The organism is Stenotrophomonas sp. STEN022, from assembly GCF_056760155.1.
Genome location: NZ_JBRREG010000004.1, coordinates 14,504 through 37,918, shown reverse-complemented (window position 1 = coordinate 37,918; position 23,415 = coordinate 14,504). Strand labels below are relative to the sequence as shown.

The window sequence follows — 23,415 nt, the reverse complement described above, 5'->3', positions numbered from 1 at the left end:
AGTGCTGGCAGCACTGCGACAACGCCTGCAATCCCTGCAGTTCCTGGCTCGCCCACGGCAACCGGAACAACTGCCGATGCAGTTGGACAGACGCCGCATCTACGTGCTGCCGACCGGCTTCGGCCTGTTCCTGAGCGCCTTGCTCGCGGTGATGCTGCTCGGCGCCTTGAACTACAACAACAATCCGGCACTGCTGTTGGCACTGGTGTTGGGCGCAACCGCGCTGGCCAGCACCGTGCAGGCGCACCTGCAGCTGTCGGGCCTGCGCCTGCAAGCCGTTTCCGCCGACCCGGTAGCCGCTGGCAATCCAATACGCCTGCGCCTGGCACTCGCGCGCGGCGACCGGCGCCGGCGCCGCGCCCTGCAACTGGACTACCCGGAAGCCAAGACCCACCTCAACCTGGAGCAGGACAGCCAAGCCGAAGCCGACCTCTGGCTACCCACCCAGCAACGCGGATGGCTGGATCTGTCCCGCATCCGGGTTACTACCTCCCAGCCACTGGGTCTGGTCCGCGCCTGGGCGTGGTTCTGGCCGGACTCCGCGCTACTGGTTTATCCCGCCCCGGAAACCAATGCGCCGCCGCTGCCCGATGCGGGCAGCGCATCCCCCCGCACCCGCGTACACCCGCACGGTGAAGAACTGCAGCAGATGCGTCCCTACCGCAGCGGCGACGCACGCCGCAGCATCGCCTGGAAGCACTCGGCACGGCGCGACGAACTGCTGGTACGCGAGTACGAGCGCCCCTACGGCGCCGAGCTGGTGCTGGACTGGCAGCACCTGCTGGCCCTGCCCCATGAGCGCCGCATTTCCCGGCTCGCACGGTGGGTGGATGAGGCCGAGCGCGAAGGCCGCAGCTATCAACTGCGCCTGCCCGGTCAACCTGCATTGGGGCCAGCCAGCGGCGACGCCCATCGCCACCTGTGCCTGCGCGCATTGGCGCTGCTACCCAACGCATGAAGACGCCCTCACCCGCCATAAGCACCAGCAGCCGCCTCTGGATCAATCTGGTCACGGCCCTATCACTGCTGCCCTTGCTGCTGCAGTTGCCGGGCGTGCTGGCGGCGGTGTTCGGAATCACCACCTTGCTGGTAGCGCTGTGGTCGTGGCGGCGGGCCATGCCCTTGCTGCTGCGCCTGCTACTGATCGGTGTGATGCTTGCCTGCATCTACTGGCAGATGGGCGCCAACCCCGGCCGCGACAGCGGCTGCGCCCTGCTCGCGGCGATGCTGGCGATCAAATCCAGCGAGCTGCGCACGCTGCGTGATGCGCGCAGCCTGATTGGCTTCAGTCTGTTTGCGCCATTCGCCGCCTTCCTGCTCGACCAGGGGCCAAGCACCCTGCTGCTGTCAGCCACCGCCGTGGTAGCCGCCCTACTCGCGCTGCAACGTCTGGCCGATGAAGAAGTGGGTATCGCCCACCTGCCACCGCGCGCGCAGCTGCGCACAGTTGGCGGGCTGATGTTGCTGGCGCTGCCCTTGGCCTTGTCAGCCTTCTGGCTGGTTCCGCGCCTGTCGACGCCGCTATGGGGCACACCGGATCGGACAGTGTCACGCCCTGGCCTATCCGACAACATGCAACCCGGCGCAATGGGCGACTTGTTGGCAGATGACAGTCCAGCGTTGCGGGTCGAGTTCTTCGGCCCGGTACCGGCGCAGGACCAACGCTATTGGCGCGGCCCCGTACTGACCCGCTTTGATGGGCGGCGCTGGTCGCGGGTACAAAGTCAGCGTGCTGCACCGCCACCGCGTGTCAGCAACGCCGCGCTGCGCTGGGACTACCAGATCGAATACGAGCCCACCGACCAGCGCGAACTGGTCGCGCTCGATCTGCCCCTGCAGGCCCCCGCAGGCAGCCAGCTGGATGCCGACTACAGCCTGACCACAGCGCAACCACTTGCCGCACTGACCCGCTGGCGCATGCAGTCCAGCCCCGCTCAAGCGTTCCAGGCCGAACTGCCGGCACGCCTGCGCCGGCAGGCCCTGCAACTGCCGGAGGACTTCAATCCGCGCACCCTGGCACTGGCCCGACAATGGCGCAGCCAAGCCGGCAGCGATGACGCAGCCTTGGTGCAGCGCAGCCTCGACTGGATCCATCGCGAGTTCGCCTACACCTTGAACACGCCACTACCCGGCCGCCACTCCGTCGACGAATTCCTGTTCGACCAGAAGGCCGGTTACTGCGAGCACTTCAGTGCGGCATTCGTGGTCTTGATGCGTGGCGCAGGCATTCCAGCGCGGGTTGTCACCGGCTATGCCGGCGGCGTGCGCAACCGCTTCGGCAATTATTGGGTGGTGCGACGTCTTGACGCACATGCCTGGGCCGAAGTCTGGTTGCCGCAGCGCGGCTGGGTTCGGGTTGACCCCACGGCCGCAGTGGCCCCGGAACGCATCTACGACACGATCGAAGACCGCATCGGGGACGGCGAAACCCGTGGCTTGGACCTGAGCGGCCGTTGGAGCAGCCTGCTGCAGTACAGCGATTTCCTCCGCCGTGGCTGGAATACTGCCGTGCTGTCCTTCGATGCCGAACGTCAGCAGCGCCTGCTCAGCGGTTTCGGCATCAAGCAATTGAGTCCCTCGCAACTGGTTGCCTTGTTTGCCGGCTTTGCTGTTCTTGCCCTGGGCTTGATGGCCTGGTTGCTGGCCCGTGGCGAGCGCCAGCGCGACCCACTGCTGCGCGCCTGGCACCGCATGGACCGCCGCTACCAACGTCTGGGCCTTGGCCGCGAGCCCTTCGAGACCGCCAGCGACTGGGCCAGCCGGGTCGACCGTGCCCGACCCGGCAGCGATCTGCTGACGCTCAGCCAGCGTTTCACTCAGGCGCGCTACGCTGGCGCTCGATCGGATGTCGTTTCATTATTGGCGGACCTGCACAGGCACCGCCCGAAACCCGGAGTACGAACATGAAGACCCGCATCCTCCTCGTTGCCGCCGCCAGTCTGGTGCTGGCTGCCTGTGCCACGGCGCCCAAGCCGCTACAGGGACAGTTCACCCCCGTTTCGCCGCGTGACGCGGTGGCGCAGAAGCAGACCGGCGCACCGGTACGCTGGGGTGGCCGCATCATCGAAACCATCCCGGGCCAGGGCGAAACCTGCTTCCAGATGCTGGCCCGTCCGCTCAATGCCAGCGGCCGCCCGAGCACCACGTCCAGCGATGCCAGCGATGGTCGCTTCCTGGCCTGCCGCAGCGGCTTCTATGATCCGGCGGTGTTCGAGCCGGGCCGCGATGTTACCTTCATCGGCCGCATCGATGGCTACCAGAGCACCAAGATCGGCGAATACGACTACCCGCTGCCCAAGCTTTCCGCCGACGTGGTCTACCTGTGGCCGGTACAGCGTGAAGTGGAAGTAGTACCCGCCTACCCGTACGGCCCATGGGGTCCGGGTTGGGGCCCCGGCTGGGGCTGGGGTTACCGCGGTTGGTGGTAACGAACTGAAAACGCCGCCCAGGGGGGGGGTTTTTTTTTTGGTGGTGGGGTTTTTTGGGGGGGGGGGCTTCGGCCGCCAAGCCACAGATCCATCAAACACAGCAAGGCAAAGGCAAAGGCAAAACCAACCCCTCCCCCCCCCTTGCCTACAGCAAAGGGAGGGAGCACAGCCGCCCCGCTTTTTCTCTTTGTGGGAGCCGCGCAAGCCGCGAAGCTGGATATCCATCCGCCGCGAACTACATCCCGCAATCAACAGCGGCTCTACCGAGCTGAAGGGATCGGCCGTTGTTTTGTTGTTGTCAGCTTCGCGGCTTACGCCGCTCCCACAATCAACACAACAACTTCAAATCACGCGCCGAAATGCCCCAAGGGCGCACCTGCCAGCAGATGCAGGTGGATGTGGAACACGGTCTGCCCGGCATCTTCGCGGCAGTTCATCACGATGCGGTAGCCGTTCTCGGCGAAGCCTTCCTGGCGCGCGTACGCCGCCGCTGCCAAGGCCAGCTTGCCGATCAGATGCGCCTGCGTCGGCTGCAGGTCATCCAGGGTCGGGATGACCTCGTTCTTCGGGATGAAAAGCACATGCACCGGCGCCTGCGGGGCGATGTCCTTGAAGCCCAGTACTTCATCGTCTTCGTAGACGATTGCGGCGGGAATTTCGCGGCGGATGATCTTGCCGAAAATGGTGTCGGTCATGTGGGAGCTCGCTGCAGTAAACGACCTACAGCTTACAACCCCGGCGCGGCTTATTCGCCGACTTCGCTGCGGCTGCCGAAGGCGTGCGACAAGGTGCCGCGATCCACGTATTCCAACTCGCCCCCCAAAGGCAGGCCCTGTGCAAGCCGGCTTGGACGTACCTTGTTGCGACGTGCCAGCTGCGCCAGGTAATGCGCGGTGGCCTCGCCTTCAACGGTGGAGTTGGTGGCGATGATCAACTCAGTGACTTCACCCTGCGCCAAACGTGTTTCCAGCTGATCCAGGCCCAACTCGCGCGGGCCGATGCCGTCCAGCGGCGACAAGCGCCCCTGCAGCACGTAATACACGCCGCGGTAGCTGGTGGCGTGCTCGATCGCCAGCCTATCGGCCGGTGATTCGATCACGCACAGCATCTGCCGCTCGCGGCTGCTGCTGGCGCAGACCGGGCACAGTTCGGTTTCGCTGAAATCGCGGCATTGCTTGCAGTGGCCGATCTTCTCGATGGCCTCAGCCAGCACTTCCGACAAACGCTGGCCACCGTCACGGGCACGCTCAAGCACGTGGTAGGCCATGCGCTGGGCCGTCTTCTGGCCAACGCCGGGCAGCACGCGGAAGGCTTCGATCAGTTGTTCCAGCAGCGGCAGGCTCATCGCAACGGTCTCATCACAGCAGGCGTATCGCTAAAACAAGCGCGCGAAGCCCGGAGGCTTCGCGGCGCGGGGACGTGCATGCGCCGGACCAGCCGGCGCGGGCCACATCAGAACGGCAGCTTCATGCCTGGCGGCAGCTTCATGCCGGCGGTGGCCGAGCCCATGCGGCTCTGCGATTCGGCATCGATCTTGTTGGCAGCGTCGTTGAACGCGGCTGCAATCAGGTCTTCAGCCATTTCCGGATCGCTCAGCACCGACGGATCGATGCGCACCTTGCGGCACTCCTTGGTGCCACTCAGGGTCACGCTGACCATGCCGCCGCCGGCGCTGCCGGTGACTTCCAACTTGGCGATTTCTTCCTGGGCCTTCTGCAGGTTTTCCTGCATTTTCTGGGCCTGCTGCATCATTTGGGCGATATTGCCGCGCATGGTTCGTTACTCTTTGAAAGGACGGATGGAATCGGCCACGACCCGTGCACCCTGCTGTAGCAGCTGCTGCACCTGGGGGTCGGCCATGAACACGGCTTCGGCCGCGGATTGCTGTTCACCGCGCTGACGATCTGCGCGCTGGTGCAAGGTTTCAGCCTGGGCGTTGCCGGTCTCAATAAGGATCTTGGGCGTGCTACCCAAGGCCTGCGACAGCGCCTGCGCCAGAGCATTCAAGGCGCGCTCAGACTGCAGGTATTCAAAGCCCGGCAACAAGGCCAGCCTCAGCACACCGTGCTGGAAGCTGACGAAGGCGGCATTGGCGGCCAGTTCGCGCGACGGACCACTCAGGCCGCTGTCGTCGATCAGGTCCAGCCATTGTTCTGCGTCGTTCAAGCTGCGGCCGCCCTGCGACGGTGCCGGTGCAACTGGTTCAGCGGCTGCCGCTGGTTCGATGGCGATGCCGGTCGGACGCACCGGCTCGGCCTGCTGAACCGACTGCGGCGCAGCGACGGGCGCCGGCTTCGGCGCCTCAACCGGTGTTGCAACCGCCATTTCAATGGCTTCGGGAGCTTCCGGCATGGCCATTTCGGCCGCCATCGCCTCGTCACGCGCATCCGCTTCAGCCGCCTCAACCGCCCATGGCGGCAGATCTTCGTCAGCAGCTACTGGCTTGGCGGATTGAACCGGGGCCTGAGCTGCAACCGGAGCTTGCACCGGCTCAGACGCAGGCGCTACGGGTTCCGGCGCTGGCGCGGCTTGTTGCGGCACGACGGCTGCGGGTTCGGGCACAGGCTCGGGCTTGGGTTCCGGCGCTGGCGCGACTACAGCTGGTGCAGCCTGCGCTGCAACCGGCTTGGCGGTCCGCGCCGACGCTGCGGCAACGGCTGGTGCGGCTTGCGTGTTGCCACCCACGCCTGCGCCAGTTCCGGATGCAGTGCCTTCCGGCGTCGCCGGTACCGCGCCTGCCGGGCGGAACGCCAGCATGCGCAGCACGGTCATTTCAAAGCCCGCACGCGGGCTGGGCGCCAGATGCAGGTCGCGACGACCACCAAGGGCCATCTGGTACCAGAGCTGCACCACTTCCGGGCGCAGGCGCTGGGCAAACGCAACCGCGTCGACGCCCTCGCCCGGCACAACAGTGCCCGGCACCAGCTGCTGCACCTGGATGCGATGCAGGCCTTCGGCCAAAGCGTCCAGCACGCCACTCCAGTCCGGCGAGAACTCGGCCAGCCCGGCAACCACCTGCAGCAGGCGTACACCTTCGCCATCGGCCAGGGCATCGAGCATGGCGCTGACCTGGGTGTGATCGACCGTGCCCAGCATGGTGCGCACCACGTCGTCGCGCAGCGCGCCGCCTGCATAGGCGATGGACTGGTCCAGCAGCGACAAGCCATCACGCAGCGAGCCATCGGCCGCGCGTGCCAACTGCACGATCGCGCTGTCGTCGAACTCGATCTGCTCGGCGGTCATGATCCGGGTCATCTGCCCACGGATCTGCTCCTCATCCAGACGCTTGAGGTTGAACTGCAGGCAGCGGCTGAGCACGGTGACCGGCAGCTTCTGCGGATCGGTGGTGGCCAGCAGGAACTTCACGTGCTCCGGCGGCTCTTCCAGCGTCTTCAGCAGCGCATTGAACGCCGCCTTGGAGAGCATGTGCACTTCGTCGATCAGGTAGACCTTGTACTGCCCACGCGAGGGCATGTACTGGGCGTTCTCGATCACCTCACGGACGTCGTCGACGCCGGTATTGGAGGCGGCATCGATTTCCAGCAGGTCGATGTAGCGGCCGGCATCGATGTCCAGGCAGGCCCGGCACTGACCGCAGGGGTCGGCGCTGGTGCCGTTCTCGCAGTTCAGCGATTTGGCGAAGATGCGGGCAATGGTGGTCTTGCCGACCCCCCGGGTGCCGGTGAACAGAAAGGCGTGGTGGACGCGGCCACTGTCGAGCGCATTGCTGAGCGCGCGGACCACGTGTTCCTGGCCCACCAACTCGGCAAAACGCTTCGGACGCCACTTGCGGGCAAGGACGAGATAGGACATCAGGCAACCGTCTTCATCTGAAGCCCCATTGTGCCACGCCCGACCCATCCGCCAGCACCCCGTTCCGGGGGTGCTTGTGAACGGCCGCCAGTCCCTATAGAATCCACGCCCCTGCCGAGGCATTAGCGCGGCAGGATCCGGAGAGGTGTCCGAGTGGTTGAAGGAGCACGCCTGGAAAGTGTGTAAGCGTCTAAACCGCGCTTCGGGGGTTCGAATCCCCCTCTCTCCGCCAGATAAATGAAAAAGCCGTCCCTTGTGGGCGGCTTTTTCATTTATTGGACGGAAAGCATGGGCGATGAGAGCCCCAACGGGTTCGACCTCCGGTGTAGCCGGCGGGACGGCGCAGCCGCTCGAAGGGTGGAGGTGCGAAGCACCGAATCAATCCCCCTCTCTCCGCCAGATTACGCAAACCTCCTGAGCAATCGGTTGTTTTGCACTCTGAGCCGGCCATTGATCGGCACCGGATATCAACCCGGTCAGTTCAAACAAGGCAAACACCGGTAGTGCTGCTCGATATCGGTCACCGCAGGCAAGCACCAACTCAGAGCTTGGCTTGCCTGGGTATACAGCACCCGCACCCTTCACAATCCAAGCAACAGCAATCCGTCAATGCATCGTCCTATTTATTGGATGGAGGCTCTGTCTTGGCAACAGACGCATACAAAACAGCCTGGTACTCAAGATGAATCAGCGGATAGGGCCGGCCTTGGTCATCAAATGGGGAACGGCCCGTACGCTTGAATCCCAGTTTTTCGTAGAAACCAATCGCTTGAGCATTCTGTTCATTGACGTCGGTAGTCATCCGGGGATGAAGACCCAGACCGTGGCGCACCAGAGCAGCACCAACTCCAGTGCCGCGGCAAGCCGGGTCTACAAACAGCGCCTGCATATGTCCGTTATCAATGAGCATGAAGGCGAGCGGGTAATCGCTTGCGTCCACCGCAAGCAGGAGCACCGCTTGAGGCAGAAAGCCGCAAACCATCTCGTCAATGGCAAGACGATCTTCCGGCGACAGAAAATCATGCGTGGCATCCACCGCTTTCCGCCATATTTCAACCACACGCCCGCCATCTTCAGGTCGCGACTGTCTGATTCTCGTCATTGCGATGACTCTCCTGCGTGGAGTTTGCATACAGCCCCTCGCTTGAGAGGAGCGCATGCGACAGTGGATTTTGATTGAAGGAAACCGACGGAAGAAGCACCGTGACGAAACGTTTGATGTCGAGATTACGAGACTCCTGCATGCACAGCCGCAGCGGTCGCACCAAGGATCAGCAACAAGAAACTTCCCGCCACGGCTGAGGCTGCAAAGGTGTGCCGCGAACTGGCCGGGCCGACCCCATACCAGTGCTCCGACCGGCATGATAGCGTTTCGGCATTAGACCGATCCAAAAGGTGCGGGATGAAGCAGCTTGGTGCGACCCTGTTAGTGCTTGCAGCAACCGTGGCAACCTCCTCGTTGGTAGCGCCTTCAGCGCTGGCGGCCTCGCCCGCCGCCAACGAAGCCGCCTATGCCGCCGTGAACCCCTTCATTGGTACCGGTGGCGAGGGCCACACCTATCCCGGGGCGACTGTCCCTTACGGCATGGTCCAGCTGTCGCCCGATACCCGCATCCAGTCGCGCAAGAACGGTTATGGCTGGGCGGCGGGTTACCGCTATGACGACAGCACCATCGTCGGTTTCTCGCATACGCACTTCTCCGGCACCGGCCATTCGGATCTGGGTGATCTCCTGCTGATGCCGACTACCGGTGAGTTGAAGCTGGAGCGCGGCGATCCGGATCAGCCCTTGAGCGGCTATACCTCGCGCTTCAGTCATGCCAGCGAGACCGCCCAGCCGGGCTATTACGCGGTGACGCTGGAAGACTACAAGGTGCGTGCCGAGCTGACTGCCAGCGCGCGCGTGGGCATGCACCGCTACAGTTTCCCGGCCGGCAAGCCGGCGCATGTCGTGCTGGATCTGCGTACCAGCATGTACGACTACCCGGGCAAGATCCTGTGGTCGCGCTTGCGAGTGCGGGCCGATGGCACGGTCACCGGCTTCCGCGAGACGCGTGGCTGGGCGCCGGGCCGGCAGCTGTATTTCGCTATGCGTTTCTCGCAGCCGCTCAGCGGCCATCAGCTGCACGACACCGAGCAGAATGTCGCCTACAAGGGCTTCCCGCCGCCGGGCGAGAAAGACCCGACGCAGCGCGCGCAGATCGAAGGCCGGCAGCTGGTTGCTGCTTTCGATGTGGTGCCGGAGGCTGGCAAGCCCTTGCTGGTGAAGGTGGCGATCTCGCCGGTCAGCGAGGAAGGTGCGATTGCCAACCTGGATGCGGAAGCGCCGGGTTGGGATTTCGATGGCATGCGCGCTGCCGCCAAGCAGCAGTGGAGCGAGGCGTTGGGCGCAGTCGAAGCGCAGGGCAGCGCGGACGAACGCACCCGCTTCTACACCGCGCTGTATCACACGCTGCTTGGGCCAACCTTGTTCATGGACAGCGATGGTCGTTATCGCGGGCCGGACAACGCGGTGCATCAGGCAAAGGGTTGGACGAACTATTCGACCTTCTCGCTGTGGGACACCTATCGCGCCCTGCACCCGTTGGCCACGCTGGTGCAGCCAGCGCAACGCACCAACGACTTCGTCAACTCGCTGCTGGCCTCACGCCGCGAAAGTCCTTACGGCGTGCTGCCGGTGTGGTCGTTCCACGGCCTGGAGACCTGGTGCATGATCGGTTACCACGCGGTGCCGGTGATCGCCGATGCCTATATGAAGGGCATCCGTGGCTACGACACCGAGGAAGCGCTGCAAGCGATGGTCGCAAGCGCCAACTACGGCCCGTATGACGGCATCGCGCAGTACCGCGAGCTCGGCTATGTGCCGATCGATGAGGAAGGCGAAGCAGCCAGCAAGACGCTGGAATATGCCTATGACGACTGGACCATCGCGCAGGTGGCGAAAGACATGGGCAAGACCGAGGTCGCGAGCGAGTTCAACAAGCGTGCGGCGAACTGGAAGCATGCCTTCGACCCCGGCACCGGCTTCATGCGCGCGCGCAAGCGCGATGGCAGCTTCCGCGAGCCGTTTGATCCCAGCGCCAGCGGTTACGGCACGGACTTCACCGAAGGCAATGCCTGGCAGTACTCCTGGTATGTGCCGCAGGATGTCGCCGGCTTGGCTGCGGCGCATGGTGGCAGCGACAAGTTGCTGCAGCGCTTGGACGATGTGTTTGAAGCCAAGGTTGATCCGTCGATCTTCGCGCACATGGAAGACATCACCGGACTGATTGGCTGGTACGCGCATGGCAATGAGCCTAGTCACCATGTTGCCTATCTGTACGCACATGCCGGGCAGCCGTGGCGCACGCAGGCGCGCTTGAAGCAGATCATGGACACGCAATACGCCGCGCGCCCGGATGGCTTGGCGGGCAATGACGATCTTGGGCAGATGTCGGCTTGGTATGTGTTTACTGCGTTGGGTTTCTATCCGGTCACGCCGGGTAGCAATCAGTACATCATTGGCCGGCCGTTCCTGCCACAGGCGACCTTGAATCTGCCTGATGGGAAGCGCTTCAACATCGTTGCCACCGGGCTGGATGCTGCGCATACGTATGTTGGTTCGGTGAGCCTCAATGGCAAGCCGCTGGATCGGGCTTATGTGACGCACCAGGAGATTGTTGCTGGCGGGGAGCTGCGTTTTACGATGCAGGCTGAGCCGAACAAGTCTTGGGCTGCTGATGCGGCGACGTTGCCTTATTCGATGTCGCGTTGATTGGGATGGGGGCTCTTGGCGTGCTGTGTTCGTCGGTTGAAAGCACGCTTCGCGCCCCCCTCTCCCCAACCCCCGCTCCGCGCCCCGGCCCTTGCGCTGGCGCAAGGTCGTTCCAGGGGCCACGAACCTGTGGTTCGTCAGCTGCCCCCTTCCACCCCGCAAGGGGAGAGGGGCTAAGGCCAGAGCTAAGGCCAAAGCCAAAGCCAGAGCCAGAGCCAGAGCCAGAGCCAAAACCAAAACCAAAGCAGCCCCCGCCCCGGTCCATCTTCCACAGAAGCAGCGGACTGAAGCTGCTAGATTGCAGCGCATGCCGATCCGTCTCTATCAACCGTGTGATGCCGACGCCTGCCTGTCGCTATTCGACAGCAATGTGCCCGCGTACTTCACGCCAGCCGAACGAGCAGACTTCGAGCAGTTCCTACAGCGCGATGCGCAAGGTTGCGACTATCAGCTGATCGAGCACGACGAGCAAGTTGTCGCCTGCGGCGGTTTGGCGATACGGGACGATGGCGTCGCCGTTTTCTGCTGGGGCATGGTCGAGCGCAGCCTGCATCGGCAGGGGTTCGGCAGGCAATTGAGTCTTGCGCGTTTGCATCAGGCCAGACAGGACCCGAACGCGAAGCGCGTGGAGCTAAGTACCAGCCAGCACACGCAGGACTTCTACGCGCAGCTCGGTTTCAGCGTGACCCGGGTCGTGGCGGATGGCCACGGCCCGGGCCTGGATGCGGTTGAGATGGTGTTGGTGCTGCGCGAGGACTGAAGCAGCTATCAGCTGCTGGACAGCTTCATCAGCACCAGGCCGCTGACGATCAGCACCGCGGCGCCAATACGCATGGCGCTGATCTGCTCGCCGAGGAAGATGATGCCGATGATGAACGCGCCCACCGCGCCGATACCGGTCCAGATCGTATAGGCGGTGCCCAGCGGCAAGGTGCGCATGGCCAAGGCCAGCAACCAGAAGCTGGCGATCATGCCAATGATGGTGACGATACTGGGAACCAGCTTGGTGAAACCGTGGGATTGCTTCATTGCCAGCGCCCAGACGATTTCCAGCACACCGGCGATCACGAGATAGATCCAAGCCATACAGCCTCCTAGAGAAGCCAGGCCGTCCTGGGTGAAGTCCCGTGATGGGCGGAGGTCGTCCTCCGTTGGGTGAGCATTCTATCCAAGCCGGACGTTTGGGGCCGCAAACCGGCGGCTGCGGGTTACACTGGGTTCAAGCCGGAACGCTGGTCGGCTGGTGCATGCATACGTTACAATCGCCGCACACGATCAGGACCTGCTCCAGTTTGTGTCCGATCCATGAAGCATCGGCGGCTGATGATCGCATCGCCCCAGCCTCTCGTATCGTGAATGGCCGCGCCTAGCGCGGCCAAACCGTCTCTATGGTGGCCCCGTCGGCCCCTCGCGACGCTAGGTCGAAAATCCCGCCAGGGCCGGAAGGCAGCAACGGTATCGATCGACGCGGGCGCCGAGGTCAGCCGGCGGGGTCGCCACCTTTTTGGGCCTTGGAAAGTTCCGCCGCTGATGAAGCGGTGGCTTTTGCATGTGTGCGTTGTAGCCAAGGTAAGCGCAGCGCACCCGGGGCTTTGGGTCGGACGGGACTTCTGCCGGACGATCGACTGGGTTGCCGGCCACGAATCGGGCTTTTATTCGTTAAGAGCTACCCGGCATGCGTTCCGGGCGCGCTGCGCCTAGCCGGGCTACGTTGCTTCGGAGGGTTCGGGTGAGGCTGATCTGGACCGGCTCCGGCCTTGCCCTCACCCCAACCCCTCTCCCGTAAACGGGAGAGGGGCTCGGATATCATTTTTGCGGGGTTACTGACGCGTCCTGCAATTCATCGACTGGTACGCCGCGGCCTCACCTTCAACCCTCAAACGGCTCCGCACGCGGTGCCGTCGGCTCGCTCAACAGCACACACTCACCCGGCATCGCCACGCGGTGGCCGCGCGCGCGCAGGGCGTCGCCGTCGGCGGCGCTTGCGTAGTGGTAGAGCATCATCCGTGCCTGGGTGGCGGCGTCGTATTCGCGCTCCAGATCATCCACGCCGGTGTGCGAAGGATTGCCGTGCAGTCCGCAGTCGTGGGCGATCAATTCGTTGTCGCCGGCAAATCGCGCCAGCATCTCCGGGATCGGGCGGGTATCGCCGCTCCATACCACTGCGCCCTGCAGGCGCAGGCCGTAGGCGGTTTCCGGCCAGTGATGGCGCACCGGGAACACTTCCAGGCGCACGCCCTCATGCCAGAACGCCTCACCGACCACGATCAGCTGGAAGGCGTCCCAGAAGTTGGCGCCACCTTCGGCCAGCACGTTCGGGTAGTCCCCTACCCGCTTGTGCAGCAGCGGCACCAGCGGCGCTGGCACGTATAGCCGCACCTTGCCGCGCCGTTGCGGGTTGAAGAAGGCATCGACGAACAGACGCTCGAAACCGGCCACATGGTCCAGATGGATATGGGTGACGAACACCGCATCCGGCATGGCGCGGTAATGGCTGCGATAGGCCGTCAGTCCTTCGCCGCCGCAATCAATGGTCAGCCAAGGCTGGCCACCGTGCTCGATCACCGACATCGGCGAACCCAGCTCCACCGCCGACGCATTGCCGACGCCCAGGAAACGCAACGCCCAACTCATGTCACACGCCCCGGTTCCAGGCCAGATCATAGGCGCGGCGCAGCCGCGCATAATCCTGCTCGACGTCCTCGCGGCTGCGCGTGCCGCGCAGTTTCAACAGGGAGCGCAGCAGGCGCTTGAGGTTGCGCTCGCGCCAGCGGGTGGCGGGAATGCGTAGCACGCCGCGATCGAAGTCGATCAGCCAACCACGGCGGGCGTCATCAAACAGGATGTTGTGGGCGTTCAGATCAGCGTGATCCAGACCCGCACGGTGGAAGCGCGCGATCATCCGCCCGGCCTCCTCCCATGGCGCGCCGCGCCCGGCCACCTGCGCGTGGTCGGCCAGCGAACGCACGTCTTCCAACCGCTCCATCAGCAGTGCCGCTTTGTAACGCAGGCCTTCGCGCATGTAGAACGCGGCATAGGGTCGCGGCACCGGCAACTTCTGCGCGATCAGTTCACGCATCAGACGGAATTCGGCAAAGCTGCGCGTCCGGTTGGCGCCACGCCACAGATAGCTGCTATGGCTGAGCTTGGCGGCGACGCCGCCACGCAGGTACTGGCGCAGCACGCTGCGACCGAACGGCGCGTCGATGAACCATGCCCCGCCACGCCCGCCATCGCCCACCGGATGGGCCTTGCTGCCCCATTGCGCAGGCGCGAACAAACCGGGATCGGCTTGCCGCAGGCGTTCGCGGTCGAACAGAATGGCGCCATAGCCACGACCATCGCGGCAGGGCGTCAGCGCTTCAGTGGCGTCAAATGCGACCATCAATACGAGTCTAACAACACATGCCTGCATCGTCGTCCCCGTTGTGTCTTTTACGCCTGTCGGCACTGGGTGATGTCACCCATGTGGTGCCGCTGGTACGCACACTGCAGCGGAGCTTCCCGGGCAAGCCCCTGCATTGGGTGATCGACAAGGCCGGCCACAAACTGCTCGACGGCCTGCCGGGGGTCAGTTTCCACGTCTACGACAAGAACAGCGGATTGGCTGGAATGCGTGCGCTGCGTCGCGAATTTCCGCCTGGCCGTTTCGATGCACTGCTGCAGATGCAGGTGGCTGCCCGCGCCAACCTGCTGTCGGCCTTCATCCCGGCCAAGCGCCGCATCGGCTACGACAAGTCACGCTCCAAGGACCTGCACGGGCTCTTCATCAACGAGCGCATCCCCGATCGCCCTGGCATCCACGTGCTCGACGCCATCGGCAGCTTCTGCGAGCCATTGGGCCTGAAGCAGACCGAGGTCAGCTGGGACCTGGCCACACCGCCAGAGGCGCACGAGTGGGCGCGCGCGCAGTGGGAGGAAGATGGCCGGCCGGTGCTGATGATCTCGCCCTGCTCCAGCCACCAGCGCCGCAACTGGTACGCCGAGCGCCATGCCGCACTGGCCGACCACGCCGCCAGCCAGGGCTGGCGGGTTGTGCTGTGTGGCGGGCGCAGCGAGTTGGAGCGCAGCACCAGCGACGCCATCCTCGCCGCGATGAAGCACCCAGCGCTGGATCTGGTCGGCAAGGACACGCTCAAGCAGCTGCCCGCGCTATTGGCTCGCGCCTCCCTGCTGGTCACTCCCGACTCCGGCCCGATGCACATCGCCAATGCGGTCGGCACCAAGGTGCTGGGCCTGCATGCGGCCAGCAACCCCGCACGCAGCGGCCCGTATTCCGACCACCGCTATTGCGTGGACCGTTATGACGATGCCGCCCGCCGCTATCTCAACAAGCCGGCCAGCGAGCTGAAATGGGGCACCAAGATCGAATTCGACGACGTGATGTCGTTGATCACGGTGGAGGATGCGATTGCTGCGTTTGAGCGTTATCGCGCGGATCACCAGCGCTAGAGCGCAGCTTTGTTGTAGTAGCGGCGTAAGCCGCGAAGCTGGCCATGCTGTAGCACAAGGCATTCCAGCCATCTGCTGATCCACCAGCTTCGCGGCTTACGCTGCTCCTACAAGGCGGATTCAGCCCACCCGGTAATCCTGGTAGGACTTCTCTTCCACGTAGCTGGAACCCAGCGCCAGGTTGATGGCCTTCTTGATGCGTGCACGCTCATCGTTCTGGATGTAGACGCTGCGGGCCAGCTGCACGAACGAATCGTCGAAAGCCTGCGCCTTCTCTTTCAGGCGGATGTCGTCTTCGATATCCCAGAGGCGCTCATTGACCGCCTTCAGCTCGGTACGCAGCGCCGCGATGTCCTGCGCGGCGGCCGGGTGCGCGGCCCAGGTGTTGTCCAGCGCGTTCAACTCATTGCGCACATTGGCCAGCTTGGCCGCATCGCTCATGCGCTCGGACTTGATCTGCAGGATGGAGATCTTGTCCAACAACTCACCGAAGGACACGGGGACGAGGATTTCTGACATGGGGCTTACCGGTTGGATCAGGCGCACAGTGTAGCCGCTGCCTGCGGGTGTTCAGCCGCAGCGCCAGGGCGCAGGAGGGGCAAAAGGAAAAAGCCACCCGAAGGTGGCTTTTTCAAGTATCTGGCGGAGAGGGGGTCTGCCTATTATAGGTCCATCACGATCCAACGTCGTCCTGAAGATTAAACTTTAATCATTAGTTATCAGTTAGTTACATAGATTTTTCGTCCAGCGACGTCCGCAATCGTCCGACGACAGCCCGCGCCAAATGGCATACTGGATGGCATACCAGGAACGGCTACAAATCCATGCCATTACTAACCGATGTCAAAGCCCGAAGCGTCATTCCCGGCAGCCGCGCTGTGCCCCATGGCGCCGTCACCGGCCTGAGCCTTCTCCCCTCAGCGACTCTCAAGGGGCAAGGCAAATGGGTATTTCGATACGTCAGCCCCACGACGGGGAGCCGTCGCAACGCCGGTTTAGGCAGCTATCCACAGATCAGCATTGCCGCTGCCGGAAAACTGGCTCGAGAGATGCGAGAGCAGATCGCTAACGGGCAGGATCCCTTGACGCTCAAAGCCGCCGAAGCTGCAAAGCTGAAGATCCCAACCTTCCAGGAGGCTGCCACACAGGTTCATACCGAGATGAAACCTGGTTGGAGAAATGAAAAGCACGCCCAACAGTGGATTAACACACTTGTCGAGTACGTCTTTCCCAAAATCGGGAGCTTGCCAATCGATCAATTGCAACCACGCCATATCGCCGAAGTCCTACGCCCCATCTGGCTTGAGAAGGCTGAAACGGCTTCACGCATTAAACAGCGCATGCATGCGGTGATGGCTTGGGGCTGGGCACATGGATTCAACCAAGCTAATCCCGTGGATGTGGTCAACCACTTGCTCCCTCAACAACCCAGCAAGACGATCCGCCAAGAACACCAGCCCGCAATGCCTTGGCAGCACGTCCCCACATTTATCGAAGCGGAGTTGGCAACCGCAGGTGAATTCGACGTGACCCGGCGCGCGTTGCTTTTTCTGATCCTGACGGGCGCCCGCTCCGGCGAGGTCCGAGCCATGACCTGGAGTGAGGTGAATCTATGTAACGGGCTATGGATAGTTCCAGCAGACCGAATGAAAGCTAGACAAGTTCACAGGGTTCCACTCTCCAAGCAGGCAGTGGCCTTGCTCCAACAGCAAGTCGGCCAAGACGAAGAACTCGTATTCCCATCCATTCAAGCCCGAAAGGTACTGTCAGATATGACGCTGACTGCTTTATTACGTAGACTCGCGGCTCCCAGCGATTCAGAGGGCCGAGTAGCCACAGCACATGGATTTCGCTCTAGCTTTCGCGACTGGTGCAGCGAAAAAGGATATGCAAGAGACTTGGCCGAGCGCGCTCTAGCTCACACCGTTAAAAATCAGGTTGAGGCGGCATATCATCGAACCGACTTGCTGGATCAGCGCCGACCAATGATGCAGGCGTGGGCTGACTACATTCAGCCAGCGCAATACCGCTGAACAAATTATAAATACACTGACGCCCCCCCTCCCCCCTCGTTTCCAAGGCAGTAACAAGCCTGCGTATAACCCGGTAATCCTCCCGCTTTTAACGACTGCCAAAAGTGGAACTATGCGGCCATCGCCAGTTTCATTGATGGCGTGATGCCACCGAGCGCCATGTTGGGGCGCTCGTGGTTGTACGTCCATAGCCAGCGTGTGGCCTTGTCCTGCACCTGCTTGATGGTGTCGAACAACGTCGTGGCCAGGTGCTATCGCTGCGCAAGAACAAGCCATGGGACACGAAGTGCAATTGCGGCGGGACGTGACACTCCACTTAACCGAATCCAACCACGACTTGACGTGGCAGGAGCAGGAGCAGGACGTCGACCGTATCGCCGTGGCCTTGTTCGACTTTGGCGTTTTTCAGGACCGTACGACACTAAGCAAGCTGCTTCCGCTGATCCTTCCAGCGAGGTACAACGCGATCGACAGCGAGGCGCAGAAGCTGCACAAGAAAACGCTAAAGGAATTGAACGAAAAGATGCTGCCGGCGTTGATCGATCATTTGAGCTCGTGGAGCGAACTTGGCCTCAAGAAACGGGATCCATTTTTCGGCTCCTGGTTCTTAAGTGTGCCTCAGCTGCTCGTCCTGCTTGATGGCGTGAGCGAGCCGACGGAATTCTTGTCTCGGCTTAGATTCCTAAGAGGTCCGACTTACCAGACCTACAACTTCTACGCTGAGGTCAAGCACGGCCTGACGCTACGGACGAAGATTGCTAAAAAGTCGCACTAGCGCTCTCGACGGGGAGGAAATTCCTGAGGTCCCGTTGCGTGACTGCCGTGCAGACAACGTGGTTAGCCGAAAACCGAGGGCGCAAAGTCCGGGTTGCAAGTCGTGACGGAGCTGCGTAATCGCGGTCTTCTCGCCTGTTTCGACGGTCTGAAGGGCTTTCCTGAGGCTATCGATGCGGTGTTTCTGTATACCACGGTGCAACTATGCATCGTGCATATGGTCATGCACAGCTTTAACTATGTGTCGTGGAAGTGGCGACTAGAAGTGGCGGCCGACCTCAAGCGCATCTACACCTGCGCCACCGCCGAGGAAGCTGAGCAACGGCTCACCGAGTTCGAGGCACGCTGGGACAAGGAGTACCTGCCGATTGGCCAGTCTTGGCGGCGTAACTGGACACGGTTAACCCCATTTTTCGACTATCCACCCGAGATCCGTAAGGTTATCTATACAACCAACGCAATCGAGTCGGTGAACATGGGGCTACGAAAATTAACCAAGCACCGCGGCGCGTTTCCGAGCGACGAAGCTCTCATCAAGCTGCTCTACCTCGCGTTGCGCAACATCAGCAAACGATGGACCTTACCCATCCGTGATTGGAAGGCAGCCCTGAACCGATTTACCATCCAGTTTGAGGGGCGGCTCCCTCAGCTGTAACCCGAATCCCGTTTACACAAAAATCTGCACACGCTCGTTGTTCGATGGCATCGAGCGTTTTCATCTGATCACGTACCTTCGCCAGCTTGTCCTTCAGATGGGGGACGCGCCCCTCCGGCAGCAGCGCTGGATCACGATCAGCCCGATCCAGCTCGGCCAGATAGCGCACGACGCTCTGGTCCAACAGTTCGCGACGCGCCTTGATCTTGCCGGTGGTGAAGTTCCGCTCTCGGCTGTTCACGGCCTTGAGCTTGCTTCCGTCGATCGCAACCACAGCATGCGAGAAGACCTTCATGTTCCGACACAGTGCAATGAAGCGACTGCACACTGACATGATGGCGGTGCCGTTGTCCTTGCGAAAGTCGGCGATCGTCTTGAAGTCCGGCGCCAATCGCCCGGTCAGCCAAATCAGTTCGAGGTTACGCTGCGCTTCGCGCTCCAGACGCCGGCTGGACTGGATGCGGTTGAGATAGCCGTAGATGTAGATCTTGAGCAGCGCGGCTGGGTGATAAGCGGGCCGGCCACCAGCGGCGCGATCGACGGTCCCAAAGCCCAGGACACTCAGATCGAGCGCGTCAACGAAAGCATCGACCACCCGCACCGGATTGTCTTCGTGGACGTAATCTTCGAGCCGATCAGGCAACAAAAGCCCCTGTGATCGATCAACGCCATCGACGAATCGCTTCATGCTCAGCACCAACCGAATGGTGCTGAGATATTGCCAGTGGCGCAGGGGTTTTCACACAGCCTCGGCCAGAAGCAGACGTTAGGTTGCGCTGCCAAAACGCGCCTCACCGAACTGGCGGCGTTACCACGTCATCGCCCAACCCGCCATGGCAGCCAGTAACACGACCAGGACCGGCGGAGCACGCGCAACGACCAGCAGCCCGAATGCGACCAGTGCCATCGCGATATCCCATCGGTCATGGATCGCGCTCGTCCACACCGGGTCATACAACGCCGCCAGCAGGATGCCGACTATCCCGGCATTGACGCCTGCAATCGAAGCTTGGAGATCCTTGCGGTGGCGCAGGGACTCCCAGAACGGCAGCACCCCCACGAGCACAAGAAGGGCTGGCAGGAAAATGACCACCAGCAGTGCAAGGCCGCCTGCCCAGCCACCCAGCGGCCCCTCGGCCATAGCCCCCAGATACGCTGCAAAGGAGAAGAGAGGGCCCGGCACCGCCTGCGCCGCACCGTACCCGGCGAGGAGATCCGCCGTGCTCACGGTGCCGCTCTGGACGACCGCGGTCTGCAGCAACGGCAGCACGACATGGCCGCCGCCGAAGACCAGGGCGCCAGCGCGGTACACACCCTCCAACAGCACGGCCAAGGGGGAGCCGCTAACCACCGCCCACACGGGCAGCAGAACAAGCGGCAGCACCAGTAGCACCAGTGCCACTGTGCCGGTTCTTCGCGAGACGGGATAGCCGCCGTCTGATTGGCCGGAAGCAGGTTCGATCTTCAGCATCCAGCGACCGAGCAGTCCGCTGAAGATGATCACCACGATCTGGCCGACGACCGAGGGTATGGACAAAGTCAACACAGCGGCAAAAAGCGCCATCCCTGCCCTCAGACGGTCCGGGCACAGGGATCGGGCCATTCCCCATACTGCTTGAGCCACCACAGCAACTGCCACGATCTTCAGGCCATGCAGCCAGCCGGATTCAACGATGCCCTGGTATTTGGCAACCCCCAAAGCGAACAGGATCATCAGCACGGCCGAAGGCAGCGTAAAGCCAGCCCAAGCAGCCAACAGGCCAGACCAGCCAGCGCGGCGCAAGCCCAACGCCATCCCAACCTGGCTGCTGGCCGGGCCTGGCAGTAACTGGCACAGGGCCACCAAATCAGAGTAGCTACGGTCCGTCAGCCAACGGCGGCGTTCGACGAACTCGAGGCGGAAGTAGCCCAGATGGGCGATCGGACCGCCGAACGACGTCAGCCCCAGCCGCAGGAATACCAGGAAGACGCGCCACGCGCTGTCGCTTGTTGTGGGATCGAGCGCCGACATGGACCATGACCTCCTGTGGTTCTCAGCGGCGGCAAGCCCAGCCAGGCACTGGGATCACGGCGTGGAGCTTCCGGCGTGCCCGGTCACCAGCTCTCCATCTTCCTTTCGGAACGGCCCGGGCAGCGGCGACAGGATCTCCAGCACCACTTCCGAAGGCCGGCACAGACGAGTACCCCTATCGGTTTGTACGAGAGGACGATTGATGAGTATCGGGTGCGCCAGCATCGCATCAAGCAGCGCGTCGTCGCTCAGTCCTGCGTCGCCTAGCCCGAGCGCTTCATACGGCGTCCCCTTCTGCCGGATGGCATCGCGCATGCTCAACCCCGCCGCCGTAATGAGCTCGACTAGGCGCGCACGGCTGGGTGGGTTGGCCAGGTAGTCGATCACTTCCGGCTCGATGCCGACGAAGCGAATCAGTGCCAAAGTATTGCGCGAAGTGCCGCAGTTGGGGTTGTGATAGATGACAGCGTTCACGCACTTTCCTCTTTGTTCAAAACGGTCTCCACCACGCCTGCGGCAGCGGCCAGCGCCGTCGCCTCAACGGCCCCCTTGCGCTCGCTGTATCGGTCCACCAGGTAGTCGCTACGCCCGCGCACCAGAAGGGTGAACTTGATCAGTTCCTCCATCACGTCCACGACGCGATCGTAGTACGCCGAAGGCTTCATTCGACCGTCGTCATCGAACTCCTGCCAGGCCTTGGCCACCGAGGATTGGTTCGGGATCGTGACCATGCGCATCCAACGGCCGAGCACGCGCAGCGCGTTGACCACGTTGAACGACTGAGAACCGCCGCAGACCTGCATCACAGCCAGCGTCCGGCCCTGAGTGGGTCGCACGCTGCCCTCTTCTAGTGGCAGCCAGTCGATCTGATTCTTGAATACTGCAGTAAGGGTGCCGTGGCGTTCCGGGCTGATCCACACGTGTCCTTCTGACCACAGCGAGGCCCTACGCAGCTCCTGCACCTTCGAGTGAGTGGCCGGCACCGAGTCAAGCATCGGTAGCTCATGTGGATCAAAGAGGCGGGTTTCCGCCCCAAGCTGCTCCAGCAGCCGCTGCGACTCAAGCGCCAGCTTGCGGCTGAACGACTGCGGGCGCAGCGACCCATACAGGATCAGGATGCGTGGTCGGTGTGGCTGGGCGACCGGATCGCTGAGCTTGGCGGCCGTGGGGATGTCCAAGGCACCCGAGACCACGTTAGGGATCTGCTGCACGGGGGTTGTCCTGTCATTTTAATTTGATTATTCTAGAATCATGGAACACAAAAAAGCAACCCACGCCTTGGCTGCCCTGGGTCATGCCACCCGCCTGTCGATCTTCCGCCTCCTGGTTCAGGCGGGGAGCGTCGGCAAGCTGGCTGGCGATATTGCGCATGCGCTCTCTTTGCCTGGCGCCACACTCTCTTTCCACCTAAAGGAACTGCTTGCTGCGGGACTGATCAGCGCCGAGCAACGTGGCCGGACCATCTGCTACCGAGCCGAGTTCGTGGCGATGAACGAGCTGGTGGCCTACCTGACTGAAAACTGCTGTGCAGAGGAACAGGCCTGTGAACGCCCCGCAGGATGCTGACCCCATATCCCAGAGTTCGCCAAAATGACCCGTCGTGTTCTCTTTCTTTGTACCGGCAATTACGCGCGCAGCGTGTTGGCCGAATCGACCCTGACAAAGTGGGGCGAAGGCCGCTATCGGTCCTTCAGTGCAGGCAGCCAGCCGGCCGGTCGGGTCAATCCGTTCGCCATTGCTCAGTTGCAGCGCGAGGGCTTCCCGGTGGAGGGCCTGCGTAGCAAGTCCTGGGATGAATTTGCCGAAGCGGATGCTGCTGCCATGGACCTGATAGTCACCGTGTGCGACAGCGCGGCTGCCGAAGCGTGCCCGGTCGTGTTTGGCGATTTCGTGCGCGTGCACTGGGGCTTGTCCGATCCGGCCGGCGTAGAAGGCTCGGATGCACAGAAGGCTGAAGCATTCGATCGGGCACATCAGATCATCAAGGCCCGCCTGAAGGCCTTCCTGGAGATTCCTGACGGGGCATGGGATGACCGTAAAGCTCTCAAGGCACAGCTCGATCAGATTGCGCAGATCAACTGACCGTCCTCCCGGAAACTCCCATGACTACTGAAACCTCCCGCCTGTCCTTCCTGGACCGGTATCTCACGCTCTGGATCTTCGCCGCCATGGCGCTCGGCGTCGGCCTGGGCGCGTTGTTCGAGGGCGTGCCCAACGCGTTGAACAGCCTTTCGATAGGGTCGACCAACATTCCGATCGCGATCGGCTTGATTCTGATGATGTATCCGCCGCTGGCCAAGGTGAAGTACGAGGAACCCCGATGCAGCAGGTTGTTGGTTAGCCAGGCATCCCGCAAAGCCCATCGGCTGCCCTGCAAGCGATAGAGATGATCGGCGACCCAGAAGTCCCCACCGCCATCCATCAATAGACTGCTGATGATCAGCGCCGCACCCGCTGGTAGCGCTAAATGAGTGATTAAGAATCGAGGTGCGAAT

General features: G+C 62.6%; 22 protein-coding genes, 1 tRNA gene, 1 other RNA gene and 4 pseudogenes. 14 read left to right on the top strand and 14 right to left on the bottom strand.

What is annotated here, in order from left to right; genetic code table 11:
* The first annotated feature begins 1 nt into the window (after window position 1).
* From ACVOMF_RS01980 to ACVOMF_RS01970, 3 genes are read left to right on the top strand one after another with little or no spacing between them, the layout of a single operon-like run.
* A complete protein-coding gene (locus ACVOMF_RS01980; protein ID WP_481507771.1) occupies window positions 2-958 on the top strand; it encodes a DUF58 domain-containing protein in 957 nt (318 codons plus the stop codon).
* Window positions 955-2,907, top strand: a complete 1,953-nt coding sequence (locus tag ACVOMF_RS01975) for a transglutaminase TgpA family protein (protein ID WP_481507770.1) — start codon at window positions 955-957, stop codon at window positions 2,905-2,907. The genes ACVOMF_RS01980 and ACVOMF_RS01975 overlap by 4 nt, the downstream gene beginning before the upstream one ends.
* Entirely contained in the window at window positions 2,904-3,428 is a 525-nt protein-coding gene (locus tag ACVOMF_RS01970) for a Slp family lipoprotein (protein WP_282270727.1), read from the top strand. Before ACVOMF_RS01975 ends, ACVOMF_RS01970 begins: the two co-directional genes overlap by 4 nt.
* Before the next feature lie 347 nt (window positions 3,429-3,775).
* Here ACVOMF_RS01970 and ACVOMF_RS01965 read toward each other — a convergent pair whose 3' ends face one another.
* The 4 genes from ACVOMF_RS01965 to dnaX all read right to left on the bottom strand — a co-directional run bounded on the left by ACVOMF_RS01965 (window position 3,776) and on the right by dnaX (window position 7,241).
* The gene (locus ACVOMF_RS01965) at window positions 3,776-4,123 is read right to left on the bottom strand and encodes a histidine triad nucleotide-binding protein (RefSeq protein ID WP_296252765.1); all 348 of its coding nucleotides are present in this window, start codon (window positions 4,121-4,123) and stop codon (window positions 3,776-3,778) included.
* A gap of 50 nt (window positions 4,124-4,173) precedes the next feature.
* Window positions 4,174-4,773, bottom strand: a complete 600-nt coding sequence (gene recR, locus ACVOMF_RS01960) for a recombination mediator RecR (RefSeq protein WP_282270729.1) — start codon at window positions 4,771-4,773, stop codon at window positions 4,174-4,176.
* A 107-nt stretch (window positions 4,774-4,880) separates the two neighbouring features.
* Entirely contained in the window at window positions 4,881-5,201 is a 321-nt protein-coding gene (locus ACVOMF_RS01955; RefSeq protein WP_057629296.1) for a YbaB/EbfC family nucleoid-associated protein, read from the bottom strand.
* Between the two features lie 6 nt (window positions 5,202-5,207).
* Window positions 5,208-7,241 carry a DNA polymerase III subunit gamma/tau gene (dnaX, locus tag ACVOMF_RS01950; protein ID WP_481507769.1) on the bottom strand — a complete coding sequence of 678 codons (2,034 nt, stop codon included), beginning with the start codon at window positions 7,239-7,241 and terminating at the stop codon, window positions 5,208-5,210.
* Window positions 7,242-7,380: 139 nt separating this feature from the next.
* On the opposite strand from dnaX, the gene ACVOMF_RS01945 reads away from it, so the two are divergent.
* Window positions 7,381-7,473 (top strand) — tRNA-Ser (locus ACVOMF_RS01945).
* Window positions 7,474-7,860: 387 nt separating this feature from the next.
* Here the strand turns inward: ACVOMF_RS01945 and ACVOMF_RS01940 are convergent.
* Window positions 7,861-8,343, bottom strand: a complete 483-nt coding sequence (locus tag ACVOMF_RS01940; RefSeq protein ID WP_481507768.1) for an acetyltransferase — start codon at window positions 8,341-8,343, stop codon at window positions 7,861-7,863.
* Window positions 8,344-8,643: 300 nt separating this feature from the next.
* Here ACVOMF_RS01940 and ACVOMF_RS01935 point away from each other — a divergent pair, with 300 nt between their 5' ends.
* Both ACVOMF_RS01935 and ACVOMF_RS01930 read left to right on the top strand, forming a co-directional pair.
* Entirely contained in the window at window positions 8,644-10,995 is a 2,352-nt protein-coding gene (locus tag ACVOMF_RS01935) for a GH92 family glycosyl hydrolase (protein WP_481507767.1), read from the top strand.
* Window positions 10,996-11,302: 307 nt separating this feature from the next.
* Complete coding sequence (locus ACVOMF_RS01930) at window positions 11,303-11,755, top strand: GNAT family N-acetyltransferase (RefSeq protein ID WP_481507766.1); 453 nt, start codon at window positions 11,303-11,305, stop codon at window positions 11,753-11,755.
* A gap of 8 nt (window positions 11,756-11,763) precedes the next feature.
* On the opposite strand, the gene ACVOMF_RS01925 is transcribed toward ACVOMF_RS01930, so the two are convergent.
* Window positions 11,764-12,081, bottom strand: coding sequence for a DMT family transporter (locus ACVOMF_RS01925; protein WP_303749102.1), 318 nt, complete (start codon window positions 12,079-12,081; stop codon window positions 11,764-11,766).
* A 311-nt stretch (window positions 12,082-12,392) separates the two neighbouring features.
* Between ACVOMF_RS01925 and ffs the strand changes: the two genes are divergently transcribed.
* Window positions 12,393-12,489: signal recognition particle sRNA small type (ffs, locus tag ACVOMF_RS01920), an RNA gene on the top strand.
* 375 nt (window positions 12,490-12,864) lie between these two features.
* On the opposite strand, the gene ACVOMF_RS01915 is transcribed toward ffs, so the two are convergent.
* Both ACVOMF_RS01915 and ACVOMF_RS01910 read right to left on the bottom strand, forming a co-directional pair.
* Complete coding sequence (locus tag ACVOMF_RS01915; protein WP_481507765.1) at window positions 12,865-13,629, bottom strand: MBL fold metallo-hydrolase; 765 nt, start codon at window positions 13,627-13,629, stop codon at window positions 12,865-12,867.
* Window position 13,630: 1 nt separating this feature from the next.
* Window positions 13,631-14,380 carry a 3-deoxy-D-manno-octulosonic acid kinase gene (locus ACVOMF_RS01910; RefSeq protein ID WP_481507764.1) on the bottom strand — a complete coding sequence of 250 codons (750 nt, stop codon included), beginning with the start codon at window positions 14,378-14,380 and terminating at the stop codon, window positions 13,631-13,633.
* A gap of 20 nt (window positions 14,381-14,400) precedes the next feature.
* Between ACVOMF_RS01910 and ACVOMF_RS01905 the strand changes: the two genes are divergently transcribed.
* Window positions 14,401-15,447 (top strand): glycosyltransferase family 9 protein, encoded by a 1,047-nt coding sequence (locus ACVOMF_RS01905; RefSeq protein WP_481507763.1) that lies wholly within the window; start codon window positions 14,401-14,403, stop codon window positions 15,445-15,447.
* 120 nt (window positions 15,448-15,567) lie between these two features.
* Here the strand turns inward: ACVOMF_RS01905 and ACVOMF_RS01900 are convergent, their stop codons facing one another.
* Window positions 15,568-15,966 carry a DUF6165 family protein gene (locus ACVOMF_RS01900; protein WP_481507762.1) on the bottom strand — a complete coding sequence of 133 codons (399 nt, stop codon included), beginning with the start codon at window positions 15,964-15,966 and terminating at the stop codon, window positions 15,568-15,570.
* Between the two features lie 305 nt (window positions 15,967-16,271).
* On the opposite strand from ACVOMF_RS01900, the gene ACVOMF_RS01895 reads away from it, so the two are divergent.
* Window positions 16,272-17,480: a tyrosine-type recombinase/integrase gene (locus ACVOMF_RS01895; RefSeq protein WP_164170530.1), complete on the top strand. Its 1,209-nt coding sequence runs from the start codon at window positions 16,272-16,274 to the stop codon at window positions 17,478-17,480.
* 110 nt (window positions 17,481-17,590) lie between these two features.
* Here ACVOMF_RS01895 and ACVOMF_RS01890 read toward each other — a convergent pair.
* Window positions 17,591-17,716, bottom strand: a pseudogene (locus ACVOMF_RS01890) (integrase core domain-containing protein); the annotation flags it as partial.
* Between the two features lie 38 nt (window positions 17,717-17,754).
* Between ACVOMF_RS01890 and ACVOMF_RS01885 the strand changes: the two are divergent.
* Window positions 17,755-18,255 (top strand): hypothetical protein, encoded by a 501-nt coding sequence (locus ACVOMF_RS01885; RefSeq protein ID WP_481507761.1) that lies wholly within the window; start codon window positions 17,755-17,757, stop codon window positions 18,253-18,255.
* A 59-nt stretch (window positions 18,256-18,314) separates the two neighbouring features.
* Window positions 18,315-18,909 (top strand): annotated as a pseudogene (locus tag ACVOMF_RS01880) (IS256 family transposase); the annotation flags it as partial.
* A gap of 40 nt (window positions 18,910-18,949) precedes the next feature.
* Here ACVOMF_RS01880 and ACVOMF_RS01875 read toward each other — a convergent pair.
* From ACVOMF_RS01875 to arsH, 4 genes and pseudogenes are all read right to left on the bottom strand, one after another.
* A pseudogene (locus ACVOMF_RS01875) lies at window positions 18,950-19,597 on the bottom strand (transposase); the annotation flags it as partial.
* Window positions 19,598-19,717: 120 nt separating this feature from the next.
* On the bottom strand, window positions 19,718-20,920 hold the full coding sequence (gene chrA / locus ACVOMF_RS01870) for a chromate efflux transporter (RefSeq protein ID WP_481507760.1): 1,203 nt from the start codon (window positions 20,918-20,920) through the stop codon (window positions 19,718-19,720).
* A 54-nt stretch (window positions 20,921-20,974) separates the two neighbouring features.
* Window positions 20,975-21,394: an arsenate reductase (glutaredoxin) gene (gene arsC, locus ACVOMF_RS01865; protein ID WP_062168864.1), complete on the bottom strand. Its 420-nt coding sequence runs from the start codon at window positions 21,392-21,394 to the stop codon at window positions 20,975-20,977.
* Window positions 21,391-22,131 (bottom strand): arsenical resistance protein ArsH, encoded by a 741-nt coding sequence (gene arsH / locus ACVOMF_RS01860; protein ID WP_062168866.1) that lies wholly within the window; start codon window positions 22,129-22,131, stop codon window positions 21,391-21,393. The genes arsC and arsH overlap by 4 nt, the downstream gene beginning before the upstream one ends.
* Before the next feature lie 40 nt (window positions 22,132-22,171).
* Here arsH and ACVOMF_RS01855 point away from each other — a divergent pair, with 40 nt between their 5' ends.
* The 3 genes and pseudogenes from ACVOMF_RS01855 to ACVOMF_RS01845 all read left to right on the top strand — a co-directional run.
* Window positions 22,172-22,486 carry an ArsR/SmtB family transcription factor gene (locus ACVOMF_RS01855; protein ID WP_062168868.1) on the top strand — a complete coding sequence of 105 codons (315 nt, stop codon included), beginning with the start codon at window positions 22,172-22,174 and terminating at the stop codon, window positions 22,484-22,486.
* Between the two features lie 24 nt (window positions 22,487-22,510).
* Window positions 22,511-23,002: an arsenate reductase ArsC gene (locus tag ACVOMF_RS01850; protein ID WP_303747742.1), complete on the top strand. Its 492-nt coding sequence runs from the start codon at window positions 22,511-22,513 to the stop codon at window positions 23,000-23,002.
* Between the two features lie 20 nt (window positions 23,003-23,022).
* A pseudogene (locus ACVOMF_RS01845) lies at window positions 23,023-23,235 on the top strand (arsenic resistance protein); the annotation flags it as partial.
* Window positions 23,236-23,415 lie beyond the last annotated feature (180 nt).

What these genes read in the sequence shown, in the direction of transcription:
- ACVOMF_RS01900 (WP_481507762.1), bottom strand. Translation starts at nt 15,966, where the DNA reads ATGTCAGAAATCCTCGTCCCCGTGTCCTTCGGTGAGTTGTTGGACAAG.
- dnaX (WP_481507769.1), bottom strand. Translation starts at nt 7,241, where the DNA reads ATGTCCTATCTCGTCCTTGCCCGCAAGTGGCGTCCGAAGCGTTTTGCC.
- ACVOMF_RS01885 (WP_481507761.1), top strand. Translation starts at nt 17,755, where the DNA reads ATGGGACACGAAGTGCAATTGCGGCGGGACGTGACACTCCACTTAACC.
- ACVOMF_RS01910 (WP_481507764.1), bottom strand. Translation starts at nt 14,380, where the DNA reads ATGGTCGCATTTGACGCCACTGAAGCGCTGACGCCCTGCCGCGATGGT.
- ACVOMF_RS01925 (WP_303749102.1), bottom strand. Translation starts at nt 12,081, where the DNA reads ATGGCTTGGATCTATCTCGTGATCGCCGGTGTGCTGGAAATCGTCTGG.
- ACVOMF_RS01915 (WP_481507765.1), bottom strand. Translation starts at nt 13,629, where the DNA reads ATGAGTTGGGCGTTGCGTTTCCTGGGCGTCGGCAATGCGTCGGCGGTG.
- ACVOMF_RS01855 (WP_062168868.1), top strand. Translation starts at nt 22,172, where the DNA reads ATGGAACACAAAAAAGCAACCCACGCCTTGGCTGCCCTGGGTCATGCC.
- ACVOMF_RS01975 (WP_481507770.1), top strand. Translation starts at nt 955, where the DNA reads ATGAAGACGCCCTCACCCGCCATAAGCACCAGCAGCCGCCTCTGGATC.
- recR (WP_282270729.1), bottom strand. Translation starts at nt 4,773, where the DNA reads ATGAGCCTGCCGCTGCTGGAACAACTGATCGAAGCCTTCCGCGTGCTG.
- ACVOMF_RS01955 (WP_057629296.1), bottom strand. Translation starts at nt 5,201, where the DNA reads ATGCGCGGCAATATCGCCCAAATGATGCAGCAGGCCCAGAAAATGCAG.
- ACVOMF_RS01940 (WP_481507768.1), bottom strand. Translation starts at nt 8,343, where the DNA reads ATGACGAGAATCAGACAGTCGCGACCTGAAGATGGCGGGCGTGTGGTT.
- ACVOMF_RS01935 (WP_481507767.1), top strand. Translation starts at nt 8,644, where the DNA reads ATGAAGCAGCTTGGTGCGACCCTGTTAGTGCTTGCAGCAACCGTGGCA.
- ACVOMF_RS01970 (WP_282270727.1), top strand. Translation starts at nt 2,904, where the DNA reads ATGAAGACCCGCATCCTCCTCGTTGCCGCCGCCAGTCTGGTGCTGGCT.
- ACVOMF_RS01965 (WP_296252765.1), bottom strand. Translation starts at nt 4,123, where the DNA reads ATGACCGACACCATTTTCGGCAAGATCATCCGCCGCGAAATTCCCGCC.
- ACVOMF_RS01930 (WP_481507766.1), top strand. Translation starts at nt 11,303, where the DNA reads ATGCCGATCCGTCTCTATCAACCGTGTGATGCCGACGCCTGCCTGTCG.
- ACVOMF_RS01905 (WP_481507763.1), top strand. Translation starts at nt 14,401, where the DNA reads ATGCCTGCATCGTCGTCCCCGTTGTGTCTTTTACGCCTGTCGGCACTG.
- chrA (WP_481507760.1), bottom strand. Translation starts at nt 20,920, where the DNA reads ATGTCGGCGCTCGATCCCACAACAAGCGACAGCGCGTGGCGCGTCTTC.
- ACVOMF_RS01850 (WP_303747742.1), top strand. Translation starts at nt 22,511, where the DNA reads ATGACCCGTCGTGTTCTCTTTCTTTGTACCGGCAATTACGCGCGCAGC.
- ACVOMF_RS01895 (WP_164170530.1), top strand. Translation starts at nt 16,272, where the DNA reads ATGCCATTACTAACCGATGTCAAAGCCCGAAGCGTCATTCCCGGCAGC.